Origin of the sequence: Wolbachia endosymbiont of Mansonella perstans (assembly GCF_020278605.1) — a bacterium.
In the GTDB taxonomy this organism is placed as follows: Bacteria; Pseudomonadota; Alphaproteobacteria; order Rickettsiales; family Anaplasmataceae; genus Wolbachia.
This window is the reverse complement of the sequence record NZ_JACZHU010000069.1, coordinates 1-5540: the sequence shown is the minus strand read 5'-3', so window position 1 is coordinate 5540 and position 5540 is coordinate 1. Positions and strand designations below refer to the sequence as shown.

Annotated in this window: 5 protein-coding genes and 1 pseudogene; 3 read left to right on the top strand and 3 right to left on the bottom strand. The window is 36.6% G+C overall.

All coding sequences use genetic code 11. From position 1 onward, the window contains the following. From IHO13_RS04230 to IHO13_RS04220, 3 genes and pseudogenes are all read right to left on the bottom strand, one after another. Nucleotides 1-415, bottom strand: a pseudogene (locus IHO13_RS04230) (alpha/beta hydrolase); the annotation flags it as partial. Between the two features lie 3 nt (nt 416-418). Beyond that, nucleotides 419-625 (bottom strand): alpha/beta fold hydrolase, encoded by a 207-nt coding sequence (locus IHO13_RS04225; RefSeq protein WP_225538418.1) that lies wholly within the window; start codon nt 623-625, stop codon nt 419-421. A gap of 107 nt (nt 626-732) precedes the next feature. After that, nucleotides 733-1260: a c-type cytochrome gene (locus IHO13_RS04220; protein ID WP_225538417.1), complete on the bottom strand. Its 528-nt coding sequence runs from the start codon at nt 1258-1260 to the stop codon at nt 733-735. A 105-nt stretch (nt 1261-1365) separates the two neighbouring features. Between IHO13_RS04220 and IHO13_RS05790 the strand changes: the two genes are divergently transcribed. The 3 genes from IHO13_RS05790 to IHO13_RS04210 all read left to right on the top strand — a co-directional run bounded on the left by IHO13_RS05790 (nt 1366) and on the right by IHO13_RS04210 (nt 5447). Further along, complete coding sequence (locus tag IHO13_RS05790) at nt 1366-1491, top strand: hypothetical protein (RefSeq protein WP_255586100.1); 126 nt, start codon at nt 1366-1368, stop codon at nt 1489-1491. 534 nt (nt 1492-2025) lie between these two features. Beyond that, the gene (gene recJ, locus IHO13_RS04215; protein WP_225538420.1) at nt 2026-3765 is read left to right on the top strand and encodes a single-stranded-DNA-specific exonuclease RecJ; all 1740 of its coding nucleotides are present in this window, start codon (nt 2026-2028) and stop codon (nt 3763-3765) included. Between the two features lie 689 nt (nt 3766-4454). Continuing rightward, nucleotides 4455-5447, top strand: coding sequence for an MFS transporter (locus IHO13_RS04210; RefSeq protein WP_255586099.1), 993 nt, complete (start codon nt 4455-4457; stop codon nt 5445-5447). Nucleotides 5448-5540: the final 93 nt, after the last annotated feature.

Below are 5540 nucleotides of genomic sequence, written 5' to 3'. Positions count from 1 at the left end.
AATTCTTTGATGGTCTGAAAAAATTTTTCAATGAATGGCTGCCAGACATGTTATGCTCCGCTAATTTTGTCAAGTGCACCTCAACATCGGTTGATTTGACTTTTTCAGCTAAATTTAGTGAGGTTTGGTAAGGAACATCTTTATCGTTAATGCTATGCAATAAGCGTACAGGAGAGTTTATGTCTGTTGTTTCCTTATTTAAAAGAAGATTTTTCCCGCCGTCTTCTATCAAATTCTTGGTTATTTTGTATGCACAACGCCCTGAAGTAAAGTCCACTATGTCTTTAGAATCTAGTTCTTCTTTTTGCTTACCTGATAACTGTTTGAATATTACATCCTCAGTGAAGTCAGAAGCAGGTGATACACCAATCAATGCTGCAATTCTTCCTGGAAATTGAAGAGCAGTGAGCAACATTAGCTACCCTCCCATACTTAAACCTATAATTATCTGTTTGTTGCTAGTTAATTCGTTGATCACTCTAGTACAATTTTTTTGCCAATCACTTATCGTGTAATCAGTGAAATCACCGCTTGAATGGCCGTGGCCAAAGTAGTCAAATAGCGCAAGCGCTACATCATTTTTCTGGCAAAATTTATAAATAGCAGTTACTTTAGTTCTATTCATAGTTTGATGCAAACCCACCAAAAAAGACTATAAAAGCTCTCTTTCCCTGTAGTTTTCGATATGCTATGTACTTGCCACTTTTACCGAATAGTTTACAGTAATCCGCATTACTTTGGTAAATCAACCGGGCTATCGCTTAGTTGGCGCAAGTAGCTGACTAAATCTGCAATTTCTTGGGGATTGGAAATACCTGAAAACGCCATACGTGTACCTTTTATATAAGCTTTTGGATTCTTCAGGAAGGTAAATAGCTCTTCATATCCCCACTTTCCGCCCTTTTCGAGTATTGCTTTTGAATAGTTAAATGAGTTGCCAAGATGTGCTTTTTTGTTTCCAACTATGTTCCATAAGTTTGGCCCTACTTTGTTTGCTCCACTTTTCTCAAAACTATGGCAAGCTATACATTTCTTTGCTGCTGATTTGCCTTTCTCAAAACTAGCATTCTGCATGAGTACTCCGATGTCAAGCGCTACTTGCTCAATTCTTTGCTGAGATTCACCACCACCAGCGGCTACTATCGTTTGGTGTTCAATCTTATATTTCTCCGGACTGTAGAGCACATCAACTACATTGCTGATTGTTACAATAATCAGCCCGGAAAGTAAAATTGATGCTGCAATCTTGTTAAGCTCCATAACTTTTATCAATTGATGTTGCTTAAATTATGCGAATATTTTTGCAAACAGTAAACAATTACCTTGAAACCTGCTAAAGATAAAAATTTCTATCACTTAAAATAAATGATAGATTCAGATATACTACCTGCAGCAAATACCCCTGTAACTATTCCTATAGGTAGTGCAAGAGGACTTATTCCTGCACCTGCCGCTATTGCCACCAAGCTGCAAAAACACCAGGGAGAATAGCATTTGCGGTTGTTGCAAGACTTACTCCAGCTGCTACACTTGCAACTGTTGCAAAAAGCAAGGGTGGTAAACGCTGCTGTTACGCCCTTCTTTATAATACCTCATTTCTTTTTTTAATTCGTTGATCCTATAACGATAGTAACGGTGCAACCCTATAGCTACAAGTACTAGCGAAATTGGAAATACAGCACAAATAACTCCGCCTATAACTAAAGATGACAGAGCTGTAAATCTGAGCCCTAATTCTGCAAGCGTTCCTATTACAGCACCAACTCCTGCTATAGCCCCATAACTATCCTTGCGGTTAACTGAGTGTCATAAAGATTATCTATTAGCTTATTAAAACGTATATAATTCTTTTTTCTACCACTCATAATAACCCCTAATATTTTATTGAAAGGTACATGATAGTACTTCAATTTAGGACTTGCAAGATATTTTTTGAAATTGTACCATGCTTCGAAGGAATGGCAAATTCAATTGTAGAACAAGCTTAAAAGTTCTGGTAAAGTGGTTTTGTTTTACTTACAAAATATGCTACTTAATATTGAAAAGCGCAGTATAACAAATGTACTATGGAGGTTACAAGAAGCAGATCAAAGAGAAATTGTAACCCTTACTCAAAAATTTGAATTACCAGAAATACTAGCTAGAACACTTGTTACTCGCGGTGTTAATGTAGAGAGTGCAGGCAACTTCTTATATCCACTAATCAGATCGCTATTACCAGATCCCTTCCATCTTCTTGACATGAATGAGGCTGTTTGCCGCATAATACGGGCAATAAATAATGGTGAAAACATAGCAATATTTGGTGACTATGATGTTGACGGTGCAACGTCATCAGCATTAATTAACAGATACCTAAGGGCAATTGGTATACGCTCTATAATCTACATTCCAGATCGTGTTAATGAGGGCTATGGATTAAATGCAGACGCTTTATTGCAACTCAAAAAAAGAGGAATTGACCTATGTATTTCTGTTGATTGCGGCACACTTGCGTATCGACCAATAGAGGATGCCAAGAATTTCGATCTTGATATTATAGTTATCGATCATCATCTTGGCACAGAAAAACTACCAGGTGCTGCAGCAGTTGTTAATCCAAATCGCCTTGATGAGAGCTCTCCTTATACTAACCTTGCAGCAGTTGGAGTTTCATTTCTGCTAATTGTTGCTCTTAATAAAAGCCTGCGTGAGCAAGAGTTTTTTACCAATAGAAAAGAACCAGATTTATTTGATCTGCTAGATTTGGTCGCCCTTGGCACTGTTTGCGATGTTATGGAGATCACTGGCCTTAATAGAGCATTTGTCTCACAAGGGTTAAAAGTTATGTCAGCAAGAAAAAACGTCGGCTTACGCGTTTTATTTGATGCTTTAGGAATTCTTGAAAAACCAAGCGTTTCCCAGCTAGGTTTTAATATTGGGCCATGCATAAATGCTGGAGGAAGAATTGGAGAAGCATCGCTTGGCGCAAGGCTGCTTTCTATAGATGATGAAGAGGAGGCGCATTCCATCGCGCTAAAATTAATAGACTTAAATGATACAAGGAAAATGATGGAAAGTGAGGCTATTTTAGAGGCCACAACACAAGTAGAAAAGTCCGTGAAATCAGGTGCAAATTTTATAATGGTAAGCGGCAATTGGCATCAGGGAATAATCGGTATAATTGCATCAAGGCTGAAAGAGCGGTTCCACTTGCCAACGATTGTGATATCTTTAAACAATGGAATAGGAAAAGCAAGCTGTAGGTCAATTCCTAGGATTGATATTGGAGCTGCAGTTCTTTCTGCAAAACTTATAAATCTGATTATTGAGGGTGGCGGCCATAGTATGGCAGCAGGGTTTGCGATTAAGGAAGACAGAATAAACGATTTATATGACTTTTTTGCTGAGAGGTTTGCACGCTTTACGCATAATAAAGCTTTAAAAGCCGACGGTATAGTAACTGCTAAGGCAATAAACTTATCCCTGTGGAATCAACTGCAACGCTTAGAGCCATTTGGTGTTGGTAATCCTGAGCCGAGGTTTATTATCCAAGGAGCAAAGATCAGGAAGCCCGAAGTTATAGGAGTTGACCATATAAAATGCTTCATTGCTGACGATAATGCTACGGTTAGAGCTATTGCGTTTCGTTCTGCAAATACTCATCTTGGTTCTGCTATCATGAAGGGTGATGTTAAAGCTATTTTGGGCAAAATCTCTATGAATTATTGGAATGGCAATGAGTTTGTACAATTTTTAATAGAAGATGTATTGACCATTAGTTGAGCTGCCTATTAATCTCAGCGTGGCAATAAGAACAAAAAAACTACTTGACAAACTCCTCCAATATATAATACTGAAGCTATTATTTATCTTCAGTCCGTACAGATTAAACAACAAAAAAACTCAATGTACTTGGCATCTTATGTTTAATTTTTTGCACTATGTACACCTCATGTCTTTATAAACTTTCAAGGTTTTTATCAATATAAGCTAAAATGCATGTGTTAAAACGTTTAAGACAATAAAAAAATGCTAATTTAAAAGATAGATAGTAAATAACTAGCTAACGGGGTTTCCTTTGCCTTTTTTTATTTGGTAAATTTCTTAAGTATAAAGATTATACTAACTTTCGTTATCGGGAAGTCAATTTATTTCTTAAAATTTTTAAATTTTCTTTTGACTTTATTTCAGAATAAATATATAAAACTTTAAGACATGAAGTGGTGACTTATGTTAGTTGGTACTTTTATTAGACTAAGTGCTATTAAGCAGATTTTATGGAAAGTAAGGCTAAAACTTGGTTCGTTTGGCTGATTGGTAACTTAATTGTTATATTCAGCAACATGCAGGTAATTTATACTTTTATAAGCGTAGATCTTGAAAAAGAACTTGGACTCACGACCGCGTAAGTTGCACTGGTAAACTCAGCTTATAATTGGACTTTTGCCATCTCACAGTTTTTTAGTGGAGCAATGTTTAATACTTTTTCAAGCAAAAAAATTTACTTCTTTTCGTTATCAACTATAATCCTTGGGTTTCTTGTTCTCATTAATAGTGAAAACTTCTCCCATTTGATTTTATCTCAAGTGTTTATTGCAATTGGAGCCTCATTTGGCTTTGTTGGGGCTGCTCATATCAGTAGTACCTGTTTTCCCGTTGTCCAATTTGGTCTGGTGTTCTCACTGGTACAGACAATTTCAAGCCTTTCTGCACTGGTAATTCAAATATTGTTCTCTAGCTTTCTCGCTGAAGGTATATATTGGAAAAATCTGATTGTATGCATAATACTACTTGGCGTGTTAATATTTGCACTTATGCTCTTCTACCCAGAAGCACTCTCAGAAAAAAGTTTAGAAAAATGCACAATAAGAAGCTCCATAAAAACGGTAATGTGTTCTGTGCTCGCAGTGCTAAAACTAAAAAGCATCTGGATAACCTCAATAGTGGGTGCTACTACTTTTGGAACATTTTTAGCGCTTAACACCTTATGGGCACCAAGGTTGTTGAGCAACTCAGAACTTGATGCAATGGGATCAGGTATAGCAACTACGGTGTTATGGCTCGGTCTTGCAGTTGGTGCACCAATTGCAGATCAAATCTCAGACTTATTTGAAAATAGAAAGCATGTAATCTCCGCTTTCGCTCTGCTACAAGGCGTTTCGATTATTATTTTACTATGCAGCCATTTGGCGGTTTATATCGTATATTCTTGTATGTTAATGTTTGGGTTTTTTGCGGGAGGACATATGCTTAACTTTACTGTTGGCAGTGAAATTGTAGAGCGAAAACGCATCAGCACATCATTATCTGTTATCAATGGGTTTATGTTTATCGTGAGTGGAATTATAGCATCAACACTAGCGCTTTTTATAGATCATCAAATGGCGCTTCTTACAATATTTGCAGCATTGGCAACTGCTAGTATTTTAAATTATGCTACAAAAGAGACATATCCTAAAAAATAAAGTAGCTGAATCTTGAGTCAATTGTTATATTATATTCGCATATTATAATAAATTATGGATTATGTTACAACAAAAGATATGACAGTAACTAAA